Consider the following 19,737-nt stretch of genomic DNA (forward strand, 5'->3'; position numbering starts at 1 on the left):
CGATATAATTAAAAGATCTATGCGATGTCATTTTAGACGGGCTGCGCCGTGTACATATAATAGAACGATAAACGAGGGCGCGTGGGAAAATGGTTGGAGGAGGGAATGCTTTGGGCGGTACAGGCCACAGCAGCAAAGATGCCGAGGAGGCAGCTTTCCAATGGATCAGGCTGACAGGATTTGGACGGGAAGTGTCGTGCAGGCGGCGAGAGCGGAAGGATATCCGAAAAGTACGGGCGCTTAGGCACTTCTATAAAAATTGCTTTATACCTGCTCTTGAACAAACGGTATTTCAGGAAAATCGTTATTACCACATCCATCAAGAACAGCTGATCGAGCTGTTTTTATCTGCTTTTCGCCAGCTGTGCAATCGGCTGTATGCCAGGCAGCAGGAGGGACGGATCGGAGCCATTAGCATCATTGAATATAGCTTGCAGGCATCCCCCAGTACGGTAGAATTATTTGGCTATCGGGTAGAGGCCTATGGCGAGCAGGGTTATGAAGATGCGGAGCCTTATTCGGAAAATTATAATATCGCCTGGCTGTATCAGTTCGTACCAGAGCTAATGACGAATTTAAATGAGCAGCGCAAAGCATATGGGGGAAAAATATTGGGCGGCGATATTGAGAACATGATGCGGGGCGAGCTGGTTTTGTTCCACCAGTTTGCGGCCCAACTTATCCGCAGCGCCATTCCAAGGGCCATCAGCGAGCCGCAATATGCGGCGCTGGCCAAAACAGATTCGTTCAACATTCGGCTGGGCCGAGAAGGAAAACAACGCAAGACGATATATATAAAGCATGACGCTTTTGATTTTGGTGGACAAGGATAGGCGGAAGATAGAGCAAGAGGAAGGAGCTTGAGATGAACCGAGAACAGTTGATAGCCATATTTACGAAGGAGCAGCGAATCGATATAGCGTTTCCGGGATATCGTCGCGAGACGGACGGCGATATTATTCGGCAAATCGCGCTCGAAAATGACGGCGAAGGCGGCTTCGTTCTTTATACGGATTTGAACGAGGACAACGTGGATGAAGCCATTGAGGCGCAGCTCGCTTATTTTCGCGAGCTTGGGCAATCGTTTGAGTGGAAGGTGTACAGCGGTGACAAGCCTCACAATCTCAAAGAGCGCTTGCTGGCACATGGCTTCGACATCGGCGAAGAAGAAGCGATGATGGTTATTCAGCTTGCGGAAGGGCATGAGCTGCTCCAGTGTGAAATTTCACCAGCCATTCGCCCTGTGACGGATGCGGCAGGCATTGATGCATTAGTAGCGCTGGAAGAAGCGGTATGGGGTGTTGCCCATATCGAGCATGGGGAGCGATTAAAGCAGGATTTGCAGGATGAGCAAATTGGGCTGCGCATCTATGCCGCTTATGAGGGAGACAAAATGGTCAGTGCCGCCTGGATGTATTTGCACGAGGGAACGTCGTTTGCAAGCATTTGGGGAGGATCTACGCTCGCGGAATACCGCGGCAAAGGGTTTTATACAGCGCTGCTGGCTGTGCGTGCGCAGGCTGCCTGGCACGCAGGCTTTCGTTTGATGACGGTGGATGCGAGTCCAATGAGCCGCCTGATTTTGGCGAAACGAGGCTTTGAGCTGCTTGCCTATACATGGCCCTGCATGTCTCCAGCGGAGAATATTTGATCTAGGTTGTTACTTGTAATAATGATACAATGGACAAAGCCGTAGCGAATAATGGGAAGATGCAGGAGGACGAAATGACGACTTTATTGCTGCTCGGCAGCATCAATATGTTTTTAGCGGTTATGCTCGGCGCTTTTGGCGCGCATGCATTGAAGAAGAAGCTTTCCGCCGACATGCTGGCTATTTATCAGACTGGGGTGCAATACCAGATTGCCCATGCGTTGGGCTTGCTGCTTGCCGGTGTGTTAGCAGACGGCATACTTACGAGCGGACTCGTCGTAACCGCAGGCTGGTTTTTATTTGCTGGCATTATTTTGTTCAGCGGCAGCCTTTATGCTCTTAGCCTCAGCGGTGTGAAGAAGCTGGGCGCGGTTACTCCGCTGGGCGGACTGTGTTTTTTGATCGGTTGGGTCATTTTGGCCGTTGCGGTTGTTCAAGGCTAGCTGCATAGCCGTAGAAAACGAGAGAGCTTGCCGCAGGCAGGCTCTTTGGTCATTTTGCGAAAAGGACTGGGAGGAAGCTGGTTTATGTTTACGGGATGGCGCCTTTCGGTGCTGGGACTAGTTGTTGTGGGGACGACAGCGGTTGTCGCTCCTCTGTTCAAACTAATGGATTTCGGAAAAACGATTCCATTGTTTATTTTATTTGCATTGTTTATCGGCTGTATGGAGCTGATGGAATGGATCAAACGGCGTAATCGAAGACGCTAATCCTTGCAAGGAATAGCAGAGCCTGACAAATGAAAAACTATTGATTATTAAGAGAAAGGGGATTTTAGCAAATGCCGCAAATCGACACGCCGTCTGTCCTGCTGCTTTTTTTCGCGCTGCTGGGCATATTGAGCAAAAATAACTCCATCACCATCGCTGCCGTATTTCTGCTGCTTCTCCGGGTAACGAATGTGCATCAGGCTTTCCCGTGGATCGAGAAACACGGCCTCACTTTGGGCATCATCATATTGACGATTGGCATTCTCGCGCCGCTGGCGAGCGGAACGATCAGTATGAAATCCGTCTATGAATCCTTTCTCCATTGGAAATCGATAGCGGCCATCGTCGTCGGCGTGATGGTTGCTTATTTGGGCGGGCGCGGCTTTCATCTCATGTCCAGCCAGCCGACAATTGTGACCGGGCTGATTATCGGCACCATTATTGGAGTTGCTTTTTTCAAAGGCGTTCCGGTCGGTCCGCTTATTGCGGCGGGACTGCTATCGCTGCTGATCAGCAAGTGAGGGCTAGCCATTCTTCTTGCAGTATGGCGTAATAATATTCGTCCCACCAATCATGGGCGCCATTAGGAATACATTTTTTGAAAAAGCCTTCCCGTCGCATGCCGATTTTCTCCATCACCCGATAGGAGGGAGTGTTTTCGGGCTGGCAGGTGGCAATTATTCGGTGGAGCCGCAGCTCCTCGAACCCATATTTCAGCATGGAGCGTGCAGCTTCCGTTGCGTAGCCTTGATTGCGATAATGCGGGCTGAATACCCAGCCGATCTCATAGGTGTGCTCGCCAAAATACTTATGAAACACAAGATGTCCAATAAGCTGATGGCTGTCTTTCAAGAGTACAGCGTAATGCTGTGCTTGATTGCCAAGATTATCATTGACAAACTGCTGTGCATCGTCTCTACTTTGTACCCCTCCGGGTATGTAAGTCATAACAGCAGGATTGGAGGTGTATGCCCATACAGCCTTCCAATCGTCTGATTTAAAAGGGCGAATCCGCAACCTCTCTGTTGCAATTAGCATGTAAAGAACTCCATTTCACAATGAATAGTTTCAAGCGTAAACGGCCGAAAGCCGTCCTCTAGCGGCAAAGCTACCGTTTCGCGTAGAAATATAGAGAAAGGATGGAACAATCATATCCTTTCCTATATTTTGAAAAATGACTCCATACAGGGTCAGCTTATTCCTCTAATAATACAAAAATCCTCCATAATTACAAGGCTTTATTGCTGTGGAGCTTTGTCACAAAACGAAAGGCACGCCAGCTTGCACCTTTTCAGGTGGAGCTGGTGTGCCTTTTGCATGTGCCGCTAGGTGAGCAGAGGATAGGAAGCTGTCTTTATCTTTGCCACTCCTGCTGCTGCTCTTGCTCCTCATCCAAAGCCTGTGGCGGCGGGTTGCCAATTCGCCATTGTACGCCTTGCGCCGCTCCGTGGCCGTAGCCTTCATATCCGCTTGCGCCAGCTTGGGCATTGACACACGCCGGTCCGATAATGGTCGTATTTTGAATCGGGGACAGCACATGGGCCAGCTGACCGGCATTGACGCAATAGGCGAGCTGGAACACTTCCTTCGGCGTAATACGCAGTACGTCAGAGCCGAATACTGTTTGTGGACAGCGGTCATCAAAAATCGTAATAAAATGCGTATGCTCGCTGCACGCAATAATCCAGTGCCACCAGCCCATCGGAATGTATACGGCTTGATGGTCGCATAACCGGTAAGTAAGCAGCTGCTTCGTAAAAGGATTTAAAATCGAAACGACAATTTCACCGTGCGTGACGAATACAAGCTCCGTCGTATTGGGATGCCAATGCGGCTCAACAATATAATTTTTGGTCATATGCGCATCGAAAAACGACGTGCTTCTTAGCACAGGCAATTCCTGTGCCGTTAATTGGTTTAAGTAGTTGCAGGAGTCCTTATGGAACAAGGGGGCGCAATTAACATCGTAAAACAAATTTAATGCGGGTGAAGCGAGGTCTACATATTCTGTACTCATGATCGGCCTGCCTTTCTGAAATCGCAGTTTTTCCAGCAGTGTATGCAGCTGCCTAGACGGAGGTGAAGAGCTGGCGCGGAAGTCGGTTCAATTGATGCCTCATGAAATCAGAATATAGTCCATTAGAACAAGTGTATCGTGAATTGGCTCTCTCGCTCTCAGGCGCTAAAGTTAAAGCATCAAAGCTAGGGAGGAATCACGTTGGAGCAGCAGGTGAAGATTTGGGAGGAGACGGTTTCCATACCGACCTACGGCATAGGCAAACCAGAGCGAAATCCGATGTTTTTAGAAAAAAGAGTGTATCAAGGCAGCTCGGGCCGGGTTTATCCGCATCCCGTTATTGATAAAATCGAAAATGAAAAGCAGCCTCAGCCATACAAGCTCGTCATTCTCGAAAATGAATATGTGCGTATCGAAATGATGCCAGAGCTGGGCGGACGCATTTATCGGGCGCTGGATAAAACAAATGACTACGATTTCGTTTATTACAACAAGGTCATTAAGCCTGCGCTCGTGGGGCTAGCGGGGCCGTGGATATCCGGTGGCATTGAATTCAACTGGCCGCAGCATCATCGTCCAAACACCTACGGGCCAGTAGAATATCGTCTAGCTGAAAATAAAGACGGCAGCGCTACGGTATGGGTCAGCGAAATTGACCGCATGTATGGCACGAAGGTAACGTCTGGCTTTACACTATATCCCGGCAAGGCTTATTTGGAAATTTCCGCACAGCTTTACAACCGGACGCCGCAGCCGCAAACTTTTTTATGGTGGGCAAATCCGGCGGTCGCTGTTAATGAGCATACGCAGTCGGTATTTCCCCCTGATGTAACAGCGGTTTTCGACCACGGTAAGCGGGACGTAAGCCGCTTTCCAATTGCAACCGGCACCTATTATAAAATGGATTATTCCGCTGGCGTTGATATTTCCCGCTATCGCAACATTCCCGTGCCAACCTCTTATATGGCTTACAAATCCGATTATAATTTTGTGGGTGGGTATGACCATGGGGTGCAGGCGGGCCTGCTGCATGTAGCGAACCATCATATTTCCCCGGGCAAAAAGCAGTGGACTTGGGGGAACGGCGAATTTGGCATCGCTTGGGATCGCAATCTGACCGATGAGGACGGGCCTTATATTGAGCTGATGACGGGCGTCTATACGGACAATCAGCCGGATTTCACCTGGCTTCAGCCGTATGAGGAGAAGTCGTTCAAGCAATATTTTATGCCCTACAAAAAGATAGGAGTCGTCAAAAATGCGTCCATCGATGCCGCTGTTAATTTAGAAGTCGACGAGCAGACGCGGGAGGCTACCCTTTACGTTTATGCGACAGCTGTGTTCGAGGCTGCCCAAATCGAGCTGCGCGGACGGGGGCGCAGCTATATTCAAGAGAAGGTGAAGCTGTCGCCGACCGACATCTTCAAGTCTGTCGTTACATTGGATGATTCAGACCAGACTTTTGATTTGTTGCTGACGGTCCGTGATGCGGCAGGGAGGCTGCTCATTTCCTACCAGCCTGCCAAGCCCTCGCTTGAGCAAATACCTGACGCGGCGAAGCCGCTTGAAGCGCCAGCTGCGCTCAAGACGAATGAGCAGCTGTATTTGGCCGGGCTTCACTTGGAGCAATATCGCCACGCGACCTTTGAGCCGGAGGCGTATTATTTGGAAGGGCTGAAGCGCGACGCTAGCGACAGCCGTATAAATGTCGCTTATGGTACGCTGCTGCTGCGGCAGGGGAAATTTCAACAGGCGGAAGGCTATTTCCACACCGCCATTAAGTCGCTGACATGGCGCAATCCGAATCCATATGACAGCGAGGCGCTTTACCAGCTTGGCGTTGCCTTGAAGCATCAAGGGAAGCGCGAAGAAGCGTTCGCTGCTTTCTACAAGGCAACGTGGTCAGCGGCTTGGCAGGATGCCAGCTACTTCTCGCTGGCACAGATCGCTTGCGCGGAAGGCGCGCTTGCGGATGCGCTGGAGCTGGTAGAGCGTTCCATCGTGCGGAACGCCCGCAATTATAAAGCGCGCCATTTGAAGGCGGCGCTGCTGCGCAAGCTGGGACGCAGCGAGGAGGCGATAGCCTTCGCGGCGGAGACGCTCGGGCTCGATGTGGCCGATTTCGGATCGGCCAACGAGCGCTGCTTGGCGCTGGCTGCTGAAGGGCAGCAGCAGCTGGCGGATCAGGCGCGTGCCGAGCTGCTGCGGCTTATGCGCGGCGATGCGCACAATTATTTGAACTTAGCTGCCGACTACGTTGGCAGCGGGCTGCATGAGGAAGCGATTGCGGTGCTGGCGTGCATCGTGACTTCACTAGAAAACCAAGCGGCAGCGATCTATCCGATGCTGCATTATACGCTTGCTTATGCCTATGAGCAGTCAGGCCATATGGAAGCCGCTGCTGCTTCGCGGCAAGCTGCGGAATCGAATGCTCCTCATTATTGCTTCCCGAACAGCTTGTTTGAGCTGCTCGTTCTGGAGCATGCAATTGCGGCCAATCCGCATGATGCGAAGGCGCATTATTATTTAGGCAATTTACTGTATGACAAAAAAAGGCATAGCGATGCGATTGCCCATTGGGAGGCGTCGCGCGCAGCAGAGCCGAATTTTGCCACAGTACATCGCAACTTAGCGCTTGCCTACTACAATAAACGCGGCGACGAGGCAGCTGCGCTTGAAGCGCTGGAGCAGGCTTTCGCACTTGATCAGGCCGACGCCCGCGTCTTCTATGAGCTGGATCAGCTGTATAAAAAGCTAGGGTATCCCGCTGAGCAGCGGCTCGCCAAGCTGGAACAGCAGCAATCGCTTGTCGAGCTTCGCGACGACCTGTACATCGAATATGTCACGCTGCTGAATGCGACTGGGCAGCATGCTCAAGCAGTAGTTGCACTCGCTTCCCGCCAGTTCCACCCTTGGGAGGGCGGAGAAGGCAAGGTAACGGGGCAGCATGTGCTCACGCATGTGGAGCTCGCCAAACAGGCGCTTCAGCAAGGGAATGCTCCCCAGGCGATTCAATTGCTGAACATGGCGCTCATCTTTCCGGAGCATTATGGAGAAGGCAAGCTGCATGGCGCGCAGGAAAACAATATTTATTATTACTTAGGCTGTGCATATGTAGCGCTGAATGATCCGCAAAGAGCGGAAGAGTGCTTTAAGCAGGCTTCCCAAGGGCTGGAGGAGCCTGCAAGCGCGCTGTATTACAATGACCAGCCGCCGGATATGATTTTTTATCAAGGGTTGTCGTGGTTGAAGCTGGGCAATGAGCAGGAGGCGAAGCGCCGCTTCCATAAGCTGCTTGATTATGCGGAAAAGCATATTTTCGACCGGGTCGAATTTGATTATTTTGCTGTATCGCTGCCGGATTTCCTCGTGTTCGAGGATGATTTAAGCAAACGCAACGAAATTCATTGCCGTTATATGATGGGGCTTGGCCTTCTGGGACTTGGCGAGCGTGGACAGGCAGCGGAGCAGTTTGGCGCCGCCCTGCAATTGGATAGCAATCACAGCGGAGCGCGCATTCATAGTCGACTGCTAGTTTAAATGCAATGAATGAAACAATTATTTGGAATCTGCTGGCTCTTAGCTCCCATTTGTCATACAATTGTTTCTGGCAATCTTATTTTCCGAAAAGGAGTATATGATGAAACGATTGATTTGGCTAGGATGTTTGTCTTATTTTATTATCGGGCTTGCCCATGTTGTGCTGGGCTCTGTATTGCCCGTTGTGCTTGAGCATTATGGCAAAGCCTACAGCGAGGGAGGCACGCTCATTTTCACGCAGTTCGGCGGATTTCTAGTCGGAGTGCTGCTCTCGCCGTGGCTGAACCGTCATTTGGGCAAAAGAGGCGGACTGCTCCTTGCTTTCGCTATGCTGTTTAGCGCTGAGCTTGCCTTCATGCTGCTGCCGCCTTGGAACTGGCTGTATGCGATAGCCATTGTAGCCGGTTTTGGCTTTGGCATGATCGAAGCGGTAATCGGAACCATTATTATCGCAGCAGTCAAAAATCAAACGGCCGTCGCAATGAGCCGTCTTGAGGTGTTCTTCGGCGTTGGCGCTATGGTGATGCCGCTAATTGCAAGTGGCCTGATCTGGGCCAATTATTGGCAGCTGTCATTTGTGTTCGTTTCACTTTTTTCCATTTTGTCTTTGATTTTGTGGGCAAAAGGCTCCTTTGGCGAGCTTGATGCGGTGCTGCGAAAGTCAGTCATAGCGGCAGCAGAGGAACGGCAGCAGGCGAAACGGGCAGGCAAGCCGCTTTATCAGGGCAAGCAGTGGATTATTTTTTCCTTATTCCTTGTGTTTTTCTTTCTCTATGTGGGGACGGAGATGAGCCTTGCAAACTTTATGCCAGCCATTCTTATTGAGAAGCTGGGCATGAAGGAGGCAGGAGCAACGCTGAGTGTAACCTGCTTCTGGGTTGCAATGGCATTCGGTCGATTGTTCGCTGGCGTCATAGCCGAGAAAATCAAATACCGGGTGTACATTATGGCAAGCTGTGGTGCGACGGTGCTGTTGTTCATCTTGTTTCCGTTCATGAACCAGGTATGGTCCGCCTTCGCGGTCATTTTGCTGCTGGGACTTGCCATGTCCGGGGTGTTCTCTATTGCGCTCGTCTTTTCGAGCAAGCTGCTGCCAGGCGCTGAGGAATCTACCCCAAGCTTTATGATTGCAGCGGGCGGCGTCGGTGGTGCCGTGCTTCCGCTTACGATGGGCTGGGGGCTGGATCATTTGCAGGTGAACCAGTCGGTATGGCTGCTGGCGGCTTTTTCCGCCGGGTTGATTGTTTTAAGTGTCGTAGCCTTTCAGCTGGACCGCAGGCAATTGAGCATGCGAGCTGGGGGAGGCTCTATAGGACGGCCTAAGCACGAAACATAAAAGGCTGACAAAACTGTAAATTGCCAAACGGCGGTTTACAGTTTTTTATTGCCTCCGTAAGCTTTAGGCCTGATTTTTGGCTGAGGGGTGAAGGAAGGAGGTACGTTATATTTTGCCGAATGTTATAGCAGGAGCTCATGCCAGATATTGGCGTGCGGGGGAAGGAAGCAGCAAAGCAAATATCTATAGGCTGGGATGTGATTATGGACACTAGTGACCGATATAAGAAGTAAGGGTTTAATTTTATTTTTGAAAAAAAGAGGTGAGGGCGTGTCTATTGCTCCTGTCAATCCAGTCTTTGAAGTAAAGCTGTCGCCTCTTGGAGATACGGCGATTATTGTAGAGCTCGGCAGCGCGATTGACCGTAAGACGCATGAGCGCGTGCAAGCACTCCGTACTTATTTGCAGCGCGAGCCATTTCCTGGCTTCATTGAGCTTGTTCCGGCTTATGCAACGCTGACGATTTTTTATGATCCAATGAAGCTGCTGGCTCCGCTAGCCGAAAACAACTGGAATTTGCAAGCTGAAGCGGCTGCATCTCCTTATGAATGGGTATGCCAGCTGCTCACGGACATGGTCAGCAAGCTGGAAGACGAGCAGGCTGCTGCTCCGCGAATCGTAACCCTGCCCGTCTGCTACGGCGGAGAGCTGGGACCGGATCTTGCAGCGGTTGCGGAACATAGCGGACTTTCAGAAAAAGAGGTCATCGCCTTGCATGCGGCGCAGCCTTATCTCGTACATATGGTTGGTTTTGCACCTGGTTTTCCTTATTTGGGTGGCTTGCCTGGGCGAATCGCGACACCTCGGCGGAGCATGCCCCGCTTGCGTATTGAGCCAGGCAGCGTAGGTATCGGCGGCAATCAGACGGGTGTCTATCCTATCGTCTCCCCTGGCGGATGGCAAATTATCGGGCGTACGCCGCTCGCGCTGTTCCGTCCGTCACATGAGCAGCCGAGCTTATTGCAGGCGGGAGATCAGATTTATTTTGAGCCAATTAGCTATGAGGCATTTATGGCATGGGAGGAGCAGGCATAATGGGCATTCGAATCAAACATGCAGGTCTCCTCACGACCGTGCAGGATCGGGGACGTCCCGGATATAGGCAGCAGGGCATTATTGCAGGCGGGGCGATGGATGATTTTGCGCTTCGCACCGCTAATTTGCTCGTTGGAAATGAGGCGGGAGCAGCGGTGCTGGAAGCTACGCTCATCGGCCCGAAGCTGATTTTTGAGCAGGATGCATTAATCGCTATATGCGGGGGCAATCTGTCGCCTGCCGTGCAAGGAGCAGCCGTACCGCTGTGGCGGCCGGTGTACATAAAAGCAGGGAATGAGCTGTCGTTCGGAGCTTGCCAGGCGGGCGCCCGCGCTTATATAGCAGCGGCTGGAGGCATTGATGTCCCGCTAGTTATGGGGAGCAGGAGCACGTACACGCGTGCGGCGATAGGCGGCTTTGCAGGTCGTGCGTTGAAAGCGGGCGATGTGCTGGCGATTGGAGAAGGTGCGTCGGAAACGCTGTTTTATTGGGAGCAGGAAGCTGAAGACAGGCAGGACGCCGCGCCTTTTTTTGCAACCAGCTGGTCGATTGGCTCAGAGGGACGTCCCTTTTATCGGAAAAATCCGGTCATTCGCTTCGTGCCGGGACGGCATTTTGATGCGTTTACCGAAGGGAGCAGGAAGCATTTTTTGCAGAGTGATTTCCGAATTTCGACGCAATCGGATCGGATGGGCTATCGGCTGGAAGGGCCGCGTCTTGGAACAGCAGCAGCGCTGGAGCCTATTTCTGAGGCGGTATCCATGGGGACCATTCAGGTTCCTGCTGGCGGCAGCCCGATTATTTTGATGGCGGACCACCAGACGATTGGCGGCTATCCGAAAATCGCCCAAGTTGCCACGGTAGATTTGCCGCTGCTTGCGCAAGCAAAACCGGGAGAGACAATTAGATTCCAGCAAATTACACGGCAAAAATCGGAAGAGCTTTACATCAAGCACGAGCTTCAAATGCAGCGTCTCTCCATGTTTATTGAAATACGCTATAGAGAGGAGAGGTAGACGAATGGCGCTGACCATCGATTTGAATTGTGATTTGGGCGAGCATTTTGGCGTGTATGAGTTGGGGCAGGACGCTGAATTGCTGCCGCTCCTTACATCAGCCAATATTGCTTGCGGCTTTCATGCCGGCGATCCGGGGACGATGAGGCGAACGGTGAAGCTGGCGCTGGAAAATGGCGTTGCCATCGGCGCCCATCCTGGACTGCCGGACTTAATCGGCTTCGGACGGCGAGAGATGGCGATATCACCAGAGGAAGCCTATGATCTGACCATCTATCAAATCAGCGCGCTGAATGGTTTTGTGAAGTCGGAGGGCGGCGTGATGCAGCATGTGAAGCCTCATGGCGCCCTATATAACATGGCGGCGAGACGCGCTGAACTGGCTGAAGCGATTGCTGATGCGGTGTATAAGGTGAATCCGGAGCTTATTTTATATGGCTTGTCGGGGAGCGAATTGATTCATGCGGGAAAAAAGCGAGGGCTGCGCACGGCGAGCGAGGTGTTTGCAGATCGTACCTACCAGCAAGACGGCTCACTGACACCGCGCAGTCAAGCAGGCGCCCTAATAGAGGAGCCGAAGGAAGCGCTGAAGCAGCTCCTTCAGATGCTGACAGAAGGGGCTGTATGGTCGGCGCAGGGAGTGAAGATTCCGCTTGCTGCGGAAACGATATGTGTACACGGTGATGGCGAGAAGGCTCTCTTGTTCGTCAAGCAGATTCGCAAGCTGCTGGAGTCGGAAGGAATTATTCTTTGTGCGCCGGGCTTCAATCCATTTAATCAGTCCACTTAGTGAGCTTCTCTTTTTATTTTCGCTTTTTTAAATTTTCCGTGATTTTGCGGCCTGTCGGCGTTTGGGCGAGACCACCTGCGCCGTTTCCCTATGCTTACAGAAAGAAAATAAAGCTGCAGACGTGGAAAATGCTGCGAGGATTTTTGTTGTAAATGCAACAAAATTGGTGTACTATTTTTTTACCTCAGTTGAAAAGAATAATATAACCAAAAAAAACTATTTTCTACGGAGAAAGGAAGTAAGGGAGGCAAAAAAATGACTGTAAATATAAAGAAGTGCACATTTGAAGATGTTAGATTACTTCATGAAGTTAGTGTTGAAACATTTTATGAGACATTTAACCATCAAAATTCGCCTGAAAATATGAAAGCTTACTTGGAAAAAGCATTTAACTTCAAGCAATTAGAAAAAGAATTATCTAATAGCTCTTCTGATTTCTATTTTATTTATTCTTATGAGGAGCTTGCTGGGTATTTAAAGCTAAACACAGATGGTGCTCAAACTGAAATAATGGGCAATGATTCGCTTGAAATCGAGAGGATTTATATAAGGAGAAAACTTCATAAGCAGGGGCTTGGTAAGCATCTAATAAATAAAGCTACGCATATAGCGATAGAACGGAGCAAAGAGAAAATCTGGCTAGGGGTTTGGGAAAAAAATGAGAGCGCAATTGCCTTCTATAAAAAAATCGGCTTTGTGCAAACAGGGGCCCACTCATTCTTTATGGGCGATGAAGAACAAATAGATTTTATAATGACCAAATCGCTCGTATAACATTTTCTGAAAGGATGTTCAACAGATGGAAAAGTTCTTTCCAAACAAGTGGAAATGCTATTATAATCTCAATAAGAAATAGGAAAATATCAGCATTATGCTTGCAGGAGGCTGGAAAATGGATGATTTGCGCTTTCCCATCGGTTTGTTTGAGCATGAGGGTGATATTTCGCAGCAGCAGTTGGATCGCTGGTTTGCCGACATTGAATCGGCCCCAGCACGGCTTCGAGCAGCTGTAATCGACTTAAATGAGGAGCAGTTGGATACGCCATATCGCCCGGATGGCTGGACGGTAAGACAGGTTGTGCATCATATGGCGGACAGCCACATGAACGCCTATACACGATATAAGCTGGCGCTAACAGAAGAAACGCCAACTATACGTCCTTATTATGAGGAAAGATGGGCCGAACTAAGTGACGGGCGTACAGGCCCTATTGAGTTGTCCTTAGCGCTTCTTGATGCGCTGCACAGCAGGTGGCTGCTGCTGCTTCGCTCGTTAAGCCGTGAGCAGCTAGAGCGTGCTTTTATTCATCCCGAATCTGGAAATACGATTCAGCTGGATTGGAATGTAGGCAATTATGCTTGGCATGGCAATCATCATATCGCCCATATTACCCGGCTGCGTGAGCGCATGGGCTGGAGCATGGAGTAGCATACAATAGCTGGAAAGACTATTTTTCACTCGAAAAAGGGGGCGTTGGAATGGATTTACAACGTGTTTATTTGGATAGCATCCAATCACAGTTCCACTACTACAAAAAACTTGCTGAGAAAGCGATGAATCAGGTTGAGCCGGAGCAGCTATTTGTGCAGCCTAAAGAGGATGTGAACAGCATTGGCACGATCGTCAAGCATATGTGCGGCAACATTTTGTCCAGATGGACAGACTTCCTGACAGCAGACGGTGAAAAGGATTGGCGGGATCGCGATGCCGAGTTTGAAAACGACTGGGCGAATAAGGAAGAGCTGCTCGCGAGCTGGGACGAAGCATGGGCTTGTTTTTTTCAGGCGATAGATTCGCTCCAGCCGGAGCAGCTTGGTCAAGTTGTTTATATTCGCAACGAAGGGCATACCGTTCTAGAAGCAATCAACCGTCAGTTGGCGCATTATCCCTATCACATTGGACAAATCGTTTATGCGGCAAAAGGGTTAAAGGAAAATGAATGGAACAGTCTGTCCGTGCCAAGAAACGGCTCGAAGCAATACAATGCCGGGAAATTTGCCAAAGAGAAAGCGATTAAGCATTTTACCGATGAGGAGCTAAAGCGGTTGGATGGTGATGGACCTAGAGAAGGGGAAAATATTTGAGCATTGGTTACACGCTAGTTATCATCTGCTTGCTGCTCACAAGCGCATGCAGCAGCGCGGATACGAATGCTGCAAGTGTTGAGCCAGAGGTCGCTCCTGTTTCGGTAAGCGCAGCGCCTGCTTTCTCCGGTCAGGATCATGAATTTTGGCGGTAGCAATTGGAGATGGTACAATACGTATCGTTTTCGTTATCAGGATGCTGACTGGTTTTTAATAGGAGCGACAACGGGTTCTTATTTTACGGGCAATGAACTAATGGAAAATGCCGATGAAGACGATTATAATTTGCTGACAGGCGATTTCGTAAAAAAAACATGGGATGAAGAAGCCGGCAAACAGGTGATCGAGAGCGGCAATCGCGGCGAGCAGGAACTTGTGAAAATACAGAATTTTGATGTGCGGGCAACAGAGCTGCAATAGTAGAATGAGACGTTTACAAAACCGTCAAAGCACACTTTGACGGTTTTTTTGCGTTCAAGTGAGGGGGAAAGTTTCGAAAAGGGGTTACATATGCCTATACCGCATAGTGACTTACTGCATAGGCTGTTATCATTACTAAGAAACGAAGGAGCTTAATCCGGATGTCAAAAACCACTACAAAACCGGAATCGAATGAGCCTTCAGCCGATGATCTCGCCTTATGGTCTGCTGTTATATTAGTGGTTGGCGATCTTTTTGGGCTATTTGCTGTTTTAAAAGCCAGAGCGGAGAAAGAGGATTCCTCCTGACGAGGTTTTGAACAATCTCGCTTTATATATATGGCTGATGGATATAATCATTTATTGAGGAGGGGTTAATAATGGCCGATGAACAAAAAATAACCTCTGACGATCTATTTAAAATTTCAGCTTCGTTGTCGTTGATTGGTGATGGCTTGGCCTTGCTTGCGCTAAAAAAGGCGGAGACGGAAAGCGTTAATCAGAAGGCGATGACCGTAGCATTAAATCGCTTGATTCGAAAACGTCCCTAAACTATAAGTGAAGGGAGGATAGGCGAATGAAAACAGGAGGAAAGCCTGTTCACACAGGCTTTTTGGTTGTTATACAACCCTATAGCTGTTTCGGCAAAAGGTAGTGGATGCGCTAGGTTTCCATAAATAAAGGATATCGTAGTATAATGTGGTCTTACTTAAGATTTCGAGACAGTAAGGAAGTGGTTGGTTTCACTATTTCAAAGTTGAATTTGCTAGCAATAGTCTGCTTCGTTCTCTTTATTATAATCGGATTAACGTTTCAAATCCCATTTGTGAAAACCATGGACCAATGGTTGATTCATCACATTCAAGCGTTTGAAGCTCCGTTCTGGACAAGCATTATGAAAATTCTTTCTTTTATTGGCTCTGTCAACGCAGTGTCTATAGGCTCGGTTCCGATTATTTTATTTTTGCTCTTTGTATGGAAGAGCCGCAGGGAGACGGTCATTTTTTTGATTGCTGTATTTGGCTCCGCGCTGCTTAATGTGGGGCTAAAGCTAATGTTTCAACGTTCAAGGCCGAGTTTGAATGCGATTATTACGGAAGTAGGGTACAGCTTTCCAAGCGGTCATTCGATGAATGCATTCACCTTTTATGGAATTCTTACATACTTATGCTGGCGTCATATTCCCAAAGAGCGAATAAGAAAGTGGCTGCTTGCCTTCAGCTCCATTATGATTGTCGGCATCGGTGGCAGTCGAATCTATTTAGGGGTGCATTATCCGAGCGATGTTGTAGGGGCGTATTTGATTAGTCTGGTTTGGCTAATTGTACTCATTCAGTGTACTCGGTACTTTACTCGCGTAAAAGCTGCTTAAAGCTGTCTACACAGCTCCAAAATCAACATGAAATAGCAGGGCAGACCGCCGTAGGGTTTGGATTATACGTCCAAACTCTACGGCGGTTTTTTTGAAATATAAGAAATGATAAGGTTCAGCGTTATAAGAAAATTCAAATACCAAGTTGACAGATAGGGATTGATATGGTAGTTTTGGTCTAAGGTTTGAACCTTAATGTTTTTCTGTTGATTTGGAGGGGTCAAATGCAGTTCGAACAAGTATCCGCTAAAAAAGTTAGCGATTTTATTTTGGAGCAGCTAGAGGAAGCGATTATCCTTAAAGATTTTCTAGCGGAGGAGCAGCTGCCAACGGAACGGGAGCTTGCAGCGGTGTTCAAGGCTAGCAGGCTTGCGGTTAGGGAGGCGTTATCCGAGCTTGAGGGCAAGGGGCTAATTGAGAAACGAATTGGAGCCAAGGGCGGCACATTCGTTCTTCCTTTAACGATAAACTCGCATCAGAGAACGCGGGAGGAAGTGCGCGGCGGCTGGGACGATATGCTGAAAGTATTCGAATATCGCTCCATTATAGAGCCAGAAGCGGCCTACCTTGCTGCAAAGCGGATAAGTACGGCAGAGCTCGAACAGCTGCGAGGTTTTATTGAAACGAGCATGGAAGAGGATTGCACGCGTGAAATGTTCCGTTCCCTGGACGTCAAATTTCACTTGTCGATTGCGAAAGCTTCCGGCAACGATTATTTCGAGAAGGCAGTCAGGAAAATTCGCACCAAAATTAATCCTGCACTGGATTTGATGCCCTATAACGAGAACGTCAGGCGGACAAGTTATGATAAGCATATGCTGCTGCTTGATGCGCTTCATGCCGGTGATGGAAACGGCGCGAAAGAAGCGATGAAGCAGCATATCGACGAAACCGTACATGCGATTTATGCGCGTGTCGTTGTCGAAGGAGACAGTTAACTGGTCAACCGGCACTGTAGGAGGGTGAAGATTTTGAAATTAAATGAGCTTCTTGCTCTTGCAAATCAGCAGAAGGAACAACTAGTAGCATGGCGCAGAGACCTCCATCAATACCCTGAAACTGGATTTGAGGAAGTAAGAACTTCGGGAATCGTCGCTGAGCATTTGCGGCAGCTAGGCTTGGAGGTTCAGACGAATATAGGGAAAACAGGCGTTGTCGCATTGCTTCGCGGTGAAAAGCCCGGTCCCACCATTGCCCTTCGGGCGGATATGGATGCCTTGCCGATTGAGGATCTGAAATCCGTTTCTTACAAATCGAAAATACCCGGCAAAGCCCATTTATGCGGCCATGATGCTCATACAAGCATGCTTATGGGTGCGGCTCAGCTGCTTGCGGGTCTAGGCAAGCCAGCCAGCGGAAATATCAAATTTGTGTTTCAGCCCGCTGAGGAAGGGCTAGCTGGCGCGAAAGCGATGATGGACGACGGTGTGCTGCAAAACCCCGCTGTGGACGTAATGGCCGGGCTGCATGTTTTCCCTTCGCTGCCGACAGGGTCCATTTCCGTAACGAAGGGAGACGCCTTCGCTTCAGCGGACAGCATCACGATTAAGATCATCGGCAAAGGCGGCCACGCCGCCCGTCCTCATGAAGGGGTAGATGCGATTACGGTAGCGGCACAGGTGATATCAGCCTTGCAGCATGTGGCGAGTCGTCTAGTTGATCCGCTTGAGCCGGTTGTCGTGACGATTGGCAAAATCAACGGAGGCTACATGGGGGCGGCGATTGCTCCTGAAGTGGAGATGGTCGGCACAGTCAGGACACTGACGCCGGCAGTCCGCGAGCGGATGCCGCAGCTGCTTGAAGACATCATTCGCGGCGTGACCTCATCCTTCGGGGCAGACTATGAATTGAACTACAAGATGGGCTATCCGGTTGTGCAAAACGATGAAGCGATGGTTGATTTTCTTACCTCGACAAGTGAACAACTATTGGATGGAAAAAAATGGATTTATGTAAAGCCGTCGATGGGCGGCGAGGACTTTGCCTTTTATTCCGAGGCAGTGCCAAGCGTGTTTTTCCGTTTAGGCGTTGGAAGCGGCGAGGAATATACCTCCTACCCGCTGCATCACCCCCAGTTTGATTTGGATGAAGCTGCTCTTCCTTACGGAACTGCCATGCTGTCAGCCCTTGCACTTAACTATTTGGCTGATCCACGGGAATAAACAAACTAAAACGAATTTCAGGAGGCTGTGCGATTTGAAACGATGGTATGTACAGGGCTTTGCAGCAATAATAGCGGTTATGCTGGTTGTTACAGGATGCGGCAACGCCGCAGAGACGAAGAATGAGACGCAAACGAATGGCGGGACGGCTAGCGCTCCAGCGGGCGGGGACAAAACGACTTTAACGATCGCTAACGCGACGGATATTGAAAGCTTTGATACTCATAACAACAACAATACGATGAGCGAAGCGGTACTCGTCAATGTGTTTGATTATTTGCTGAAAAATGACGCGGAGCAAAACAAGGTGCCCGTGCTTGCCACTTCGTGGGAGCAGGTCAATGATACGACATGGAGATTGAAGCTGCGTGACGACGTCAAGTTCCACAATGGCGATCCATTCACAGCCGCGGATGTAAAGTTCTCGCTTGAGCGTGTCGCAAAGGACACTGCTTTGAAGCAAAATACGTATTACAAGCATATTAAAGAAGTTAATATTATTGATGATTATACGGTTGACATTGTTACGGAAACGCCAGACCCGATTATGCTTAATCGTTTGTCCCGTATGGGAGCTGGCATTTTGCCTTCCAAATATATTGAGGAAAACGGCATCGAAGCTTTCTTGAAAGCTCCGGTAGGCACAGGCCCTTATAAATTCTCCAAATGGACGAAGGATGACCGGATTGAGCTGGTGAAAAATGCCGAATATTTCGGTGGAACGCCTAAATGGGAAAATGTTGTATTCCGCTCCATTCCTGAAGCGTCGACACGGGTTTCCGAGCTGCTGACAGGCGGAGTAGATATTGCTGCTGGTGTTCCATCAACGGACATTGCGCGTATTGAAGGTGTTGATGGCCTAAGTGTGGAGCAAGCGAAAATTCAGCGTGTGCTTCATATCATTATGCGCATGACCGAAGGTTCAATTACCGCTGATCCAAAGGTTCGCGAGGCGATTGATCTTGCGATCGACAATCAGGTTATTATTGACAGCATTGCCGGCGGGGCAGGCATTCCAACGAGAACTTCGGTTACACCTGGAAACTTCGGTTCAGATCCGAGCTTGTATGAAACGTTTGAGTATGATCAGGAGCGTGCGAGAGCATTGCTGAAGGAAGCTGGTTATGAAAATGGCGCGAAAGTGTCGTTCTCATCCTCCGTTCAATATAAAGAAGTGGCTGAGGTAGTAGCTGCTATGCTTACAGATGTAGGTTTTGAAGTCAATTTGGAAATTTTGGAGGCAAGCAGCTTCAGCGAGAAGCTGAACTCGAAGAAATTCAGCGAGCTGTTCCTGCTTGGCGTAGGAAATTCCTTATTTGATGCCTCGAACAATTACAATCGCTTCAAGAAAGAAAATGCGGCTGGCGAGACAGATTATAACAATCCAGAAGTAGAGGAGCTGCTGCAATCGGCGCTGCAAAACATGGATTTAGCTGATCGCGAGAAGCAATACCAGAAGGTTCAGCAGCAATTTACAGTTGACCGTCCGACGATTTACCTGTACCAAATGAAGGGCATTTACGGCATCGGAGCAGGCATCGGCTACACGCCAAGGCTTGATGAGATGTATTATGCGGAAGATATTACGCTGAAATAACAGCAGC

At 49.4% G+C, this 19,737-nt stretch carries 23 protein-coding genes; 21 read left to right on the top strand and 2 right to left on the bottom strand.

What is annotated here, in order from left to right; all coding sequences use genetic code 11:
• Nucleotides 1-110: 110 nt before the first annotated feature.
• The 5 genes from MHB80_RS13665 (at nucleotide 111) to MHB80_RS13685 (ending at nucleotide 2,882) form a co-directional block, all read left to right on the top strand.
• Entirely contained in the window at nucleotides 111-833 is a 723-nt protein-coding gene (locus MHB80_RS13665; protein WP_341282632.1) for a hypothetical protein, read from the top strand.
• Between the two features lie 32 nt (nucleotides 834-865).
• On the top strand, nucleotides 866-1,651 hold the full coding sequence (locus tag MHB80_RS13670) for an N-acetyltransferase (RefSeq protein WP_341282633.1): 786 nt from the start codon (nucleotides 866-868) through the stop codon (nucleotides 1,649-1,651).
• A 74-nt stretch (nucleotides 1,652-1,725) separates the two neighbouring features.
• Nucleotides 1,726-2,094 carry a DUF423 domain-containing protein gene (locus tag MHB80_RS13675; protein ID WP_341282634.1) on the top strand — a complete coding sequence of 123 codons (369 nt, stop codon included), beginning with the start codon at nucleotides 1,726-1,728 and terminating at the stop codon, nucleotides 2,092-2,094.
• A gap of 84 nt (nucleotides 2,095-2,178) precedes the next feature.
• Nucleotides 2,179-2,361, top strand: coding sequence for a hypothetical protein (locus MHB80_RS13680; protein ID WP_341282635.1), 183 nt, complete (start codon nucleotides 2,179-2,181; stop codon nucleotides 2,359-2,361).
• Between the two features lie 71 nt (nucleotides 2,362-2,432).
• Nucleotides 2,433-2,882, top strand: a complete 450-nt coding sequence (locus MHB80_RS13685; protein ID WP_341282636.1) for a DUF441 domain-containing protein — start codon at nucleotides 2,433-2,435, stop codon at nucleotides 2,880-2,882.
• Here the strand turns inward: MHB80_RS13685 and MHB80_RS13690 are convergent.
• Nucleotides 2,872-3,399 carry a GNAT family N-acetyltransferase gene (locus MHB80_RS13690; RefSeq protein ID WP_341282637.1) on the bottom strand — a complete coding sequence of 176 codons (528 nt, stop codon included), beginning with the start codon at nucleotides 3,397-3,399 and terminating at the stop codon, nucleotides 2,872-2,874. The genes MHB80_RS13685 and MHB80_RS13690 overlap by 11 nt on opposite strands.
• Nucleotides 3,400-3,715: 316 nt before the next feature.
• A complete protein-coding gene (locus MHB80_RS13695) occupies nucleotides 3,716-4,378 on the bottom strand; it encodes a cupin domain-containing protein (RefSeq protein WP_341282638.1) in 663 nt (220 codons plus the stop codon).
• A gap of 201 nt (nucleotides 4,379-4,579) precedes the next feature.
• Between MHB80_RS13695 and MHB80_RS13700 the strand changes: the two genes are divergently transcribed.
• The 16 genes from MHB80_RS13700 to MHB80_RS13775 all read left to right on the top strand — a co-directional run bounded on the left by MHB80_RS13700 (nucleotide 4,580) and on the right by MHB80_RS13775 (nucleotide 19,730).
• A complete protein-coding gene (locus MHB80_RS13700) occupies nucleotides 4,580-7,918 on the top strand; it encodes a DUF5107 domain-containing protein (RefSeq protein WP_341282639.1) in 3,339 nt (1,112 codons plus the stop codon).
• Nucleotides 7,919-8,015: 97 nt separating this feature from the next.
• A complete protein-coding gene (locus MHB80_RS13705) occupies nucleotides 8,016-9,254 on the top strand; it encodes an MFS transporter (protein WP_341282640.1) in 1,239 nt (412 codons plus the stop codon).
• Nucleotides 9,255-9,524: 270 nt separating this feature from the next.
• Nucleotides 9,525-10,289, top strand: a complete 765-nt coding sequence (gene pxpB / locus MHB80_RS13710) for a 5-oxoprolinase subunit PxpB (RefSeq protein ID WP_341282641.1) — start codon at nucleotides 9,525-9,527, stop codon at nucleotides 10,287-10,289.
• Nucleotides 10,289-11,305, top strand: coding sequence for a biotin-dependent carboxyltransferase family protein (locus tag MHB80_RS13715; protein WP_341282642.1), 1,017 nt, complete (start codon nucleotides 10,289-10,291; stop codon nucleotides 11,303-11,305). The genes pxpB and MHB80_RS13715 overlap by 1 nt, the downstream gene beginning before the upstream one ends.
• A 4-nt stretch (nucleotides 11,306-11,309) precedes the next feature.
• Nucleotides 11,310-12,095: a 5-oxoprolinase subunit PxpA gene (locus tag MHB80_RS13720; RefSeq protein ID WP_341282643.1), complete on the top strand. Its 786-nt coding sequence runs from the start codon at nucleotides 11,310-11,312 to the stop codon at nucleotides 12,093-12,095.
• A 255-nt stretch (nucleotides 12,096-12,350) separates the two neighbouring features.
• On the top strand, nucleotides 12,351-12,869 hold the full coding sequence (locus MHB80_RS13725) for a GNAT family N-acetyltransferase (RefSeq protein ID WP_341282644.1): 519 nt from the start codon (nucleotides 12,351-12,353) through the stop codon (nucleotides 12,867-12,869).
• Nucleotides 12,870-12,987: 118 nt separating this feature from the next.
• Entirely contained in the window at nucleotides 12,988-13,524 is a 537-nt protein-coding gene (locus MHB80_RS13730) for a YfiT family bacillithiol transferase (protein WP_341282645.1), read from the top strand.
• Between the two features lie 50 nt (nucleotides 13,525-13,574).
• Entirely contained in the window at nucleotides 13,575-14,180 is a 606-nt protein-coding gene (locus MHB80_RS13735) for a DUF1572 family protein (protein ID WP_341282646.1), read from the top strand.
• A complete protein-coding gene (locus MHB80_RS13740) occupies nucleotides 14,177-14,335 on the top strand; it encodes a hypothetical protein (RefSeq protein WP_341282647.1) in 159 nt (52 codons plus the stop codon). The genes MHB80_RS13735 and MHB80_RS13740 overlap by 4 nt, the downstream gene beginning before the upstream one ends.
• A complete protein-coding gene (locus MHB80_RS13745) occupies nucleotides 14,319-14,600 on the top strand; it encodes a hypothetical protein (RefSeq protein WP_341282648.1) in 282 nt (93 codons plus the stop codon). Before MHB80_RS13740 ends, MHB80_RS13745 begins: the two co-directional genes overlap by 17 nt.
• A gap of 161 nt (nucleotides 14,601-14,761) precedes the next feature.
• On the top strand, nucleotides 14,762-14,908 hold the full coding sequence (locus MHB80_RS13750; protein ID WP_341282649.1) for a hypothetical protein: 147 nt from the start codon (nucleotides 14,762-14,764) through the stop codon (nucleotides 14,906-14,908).
• A gap of 71 nt (nucleotides 14,909-14,979) precedes the next feature.
• The gene (locus MHB80_RS13755; protein WP_341282650.1) at nucleotides 14,980-15,150 is read left to right on the top strand and encodes a hypothetical protein; all 171 of its coding nucleotides are present in this window, start codon (nucleotides 14,980-14,982) and stop codon (nucleotides 15,148-15,150) included.
• Nucleotides 15,151-15,434: 284 nt separating this feature from the next.
• Nucleotides 15,435-15,971, top strand: coding sequence for a phosphatase PAP2 family protein (locus MHB80_RS13760; protein WP_341282651.1), 537 nt, complete (start codon nucleotides 15,435-15,437; stop codon nucleotides 15,969-15,971).
• Nucleotides 15,972-16,195: 224 nt separating this feature from the next.
• Nucleotides 16,196-16,909: an FCD domain-containing protein gene (locus tag MHB80_RS13765; protein WP_341282652.1), complete on the top strand. Its 714-nt coding sequence runs from the start codon at nucleotides 16,196-16,198 to the stop codon at nucleotides 16,907-16,909.
• Between the two features lie 33 nt (nucleotides 16,910-16,942).
• Complete coding sequence (locus MHB80_RS13770; protein WP_341282653.1) at nucleotides 16,943-18,133, top strand: amidohydrolase; 1,191 nt, start codon at nucleotides 16,943-16,945, stop codon at nucleotides 18,131-18,133.
• Between the two features lie 79 nt (nucleotides 18,134-18,212).
• On the top strand, nucleotides 18,213-19,730 hold the full coding sequence (locus tag MHB80_RS13775) for an ABC transporter substrate-binding protein (RefSeq protein WP_341282962.1): 1,518 nt from the start codon (nucleotides 18,213-18,215) through the stop codon (nucleotides 19,728-19,730).
• Nucleotides 19,731-19,737 lie beyond the last annotated feature (7 nt).

Source organism: Paenibacillus sp. FSL H8-0537, from assembly GCF_038051995.1.
Lineage (GTDB): Bacteria > Bacillota > Bacilli > Paenibacillales > Paenibacillaceae > Pristimantibacillus.